General features: G+C 61.4%; 2 protein-coding genes. One reads left to right on the top strand and one right to left on the bottom strand.

Annotation, left to right across the window (positions count from 1 at the left end; genetic code table 11):
- The first annotated feature begins 373 nt into the window (after window positions 1-373).
- Window positions 374-592, top strand: a complete 219-nt coding sequence (locus AC1DVF_RS29220; protein ID WP_477783632.1) for a hypothetical protein — start codon at window positions 374-376, stop codon at window positions 590-592.
- A gap of 148 nt (window positions 593-740) precedes the next feature.
- Here AC1DVF_RS29220 and AC1DVF_RS29215 read toward each other — a convergent pair whose 3' ends face one another.
- Window positions 741-1,391, bottom strand: a complete 651-nt coding sequence (locus AC1DVF_RS29215; protein WP_477783631.1) for a hypothetical protein — start codon at window positions 1,389-1,391, stop codon at window positions 741-743.
- Window positions 1,392-1,525 lie beyond the last annotated feature (134 nt).

Below are 1,525 nucleotides of genomic sequence, written 5' to 3'. Positions count from 1 at the left end.
GTCGTATTCATGTGCCTTGACGAGCATGACCCGCGATACTCAGGACATCGCTAGGACAATCCGACGCGGCAAAAAAAGAACACGGCTGGCGTCGGCCCGAGACACCAGAGACGAACACTGCGCGCGACGCTGTGGTCAATGTTTCCGCGTGTTTTGTCGCTTGCCCAGAGGGTGAAGAGTGAAGACGAGTGTGCTTAATGCCTTAGCTGCGTGGTCGTGGCTCCTGTTTTTCTCGCCCGTCGCATTCGCCGGAGCCGGGACACACGGGACAGAGATCAACACCACGGAGGTTTGCAGTGTCCTGAAAAGCCCGCAGGCGTTTGTGAATCAGGTGATTCGGATTCGAGGGTTTGTCATTCTCGGAGAGGATCACATGAATTTCAGCGACAGGGCGTGCCCTGGTCGCGGAATTGAACTGGTTATCAAGTCAGAAGCAACCCTGGATCACAAGGATATCCATCGATTCTACGTGCAGATGAACCATCAGGGACGCAAAGGGTTTGCAACGATAACGGGACTCTTTCAGGCCGATCCAGATCCGTTGACGCCCTATGTGCTCAATATCCAGCAGGTGAAAGATGTCACGCCGTGAAGCGTTGCGCCGCGCAACTAGGCCGGTGCACACGGTGCACACAGTGCGTACGAGCGGTTGCCTCAGCCATCGCCTGGCTGCTGCGCAAACTGGTTTACCGCGGCATCAAGGTCGGGGTGGGGCGCAGCCATGGGAGAGTCCTTCCTGGTCAGCGCGCGTCAGCAGTTTGCAGCGACAGCACACACGCGGTGCCGTGCACGTCCGCGCCATCGCGCGCGCTCAACGTCAGCACCATGTCGGCCTTGGCGAACTCGATCGCCTGAACACTGCCGATTTCCGAAGGAACGGACCGTTCAGCCCAACCATGGGCCGTCAAGGTGCTGCGCAGCTTGTCCAAGGGCAGCGCACACACGGGTGCGGCATCGGCGGCGCGGTCGGTGTGGTCGAACCAGAAGCGAAACCCCGGCTTCAAGGTGGCCTCGCCCGCCGCAAATTGGACCCAGTAGCTCCAACCCTGGCCCAAGTCGGGGCTGTGGTAAATGGCCCAACCGGAGTCGTTGTTCGGGTCCGGCCCTAGGGTGACGCCCATGGCATGCCCGATGCCCGCTGGCGTGAATGCGGCCGTAGACGAGACAGTCGACAGGAAGGTCAGCACGCGCGCCCCGGCGTCGCGCGCTCCGGGCAGCAGCGCAGGCGAAACGGCAGCGTTCATCGGATGGTCCTTATCTGGAGAAGGTAGTGCCTGGGCAACGCTGGTGCCCGCGGCATGCGGTGGCGAAGTTTTCTCGCGGGCCGGAACGGCACAAGCCAGAAGCAGGGATGTGGCGAGGCCGGTCACGGCAAGGGCGGGGCGCATCATCGGGTCCGCATCCATGGTTCCTTAAACGGCCGCGACTCAGCGGCCGTGGTGAGCATGATAGCGGGACCGAATTGGCGTTGCCTGCCGGACCAGTGCGCACTTTCGGTAGACAAGGTTAGCGAGAACCTTACCTC

This window comes from Pseudomonas sp. P4_D7 (assembly GCF_056401755.1).
This window is presented reverse-complemented; position numbering and strand designations above follow the sequence as displayed.

Bases quoted from the DNA above. Each gene is read 5' to 3' on its own strand.
- AC1DVF_RS29215 (WP_477783631.1), bottom strand. From the start codon at position 1,391: ATGATGCGCCCCGCCCTTGCCGTGACCGGCCTCGCCACATCCCTGCTT.
- AC1DVF_RS29220 (WP_477783632.1), top strand. From the start codon at position 374: ATGAATTTCAGCGACAGGGCGTGCCCTGGTCGCGGAATTGAACTGGTT.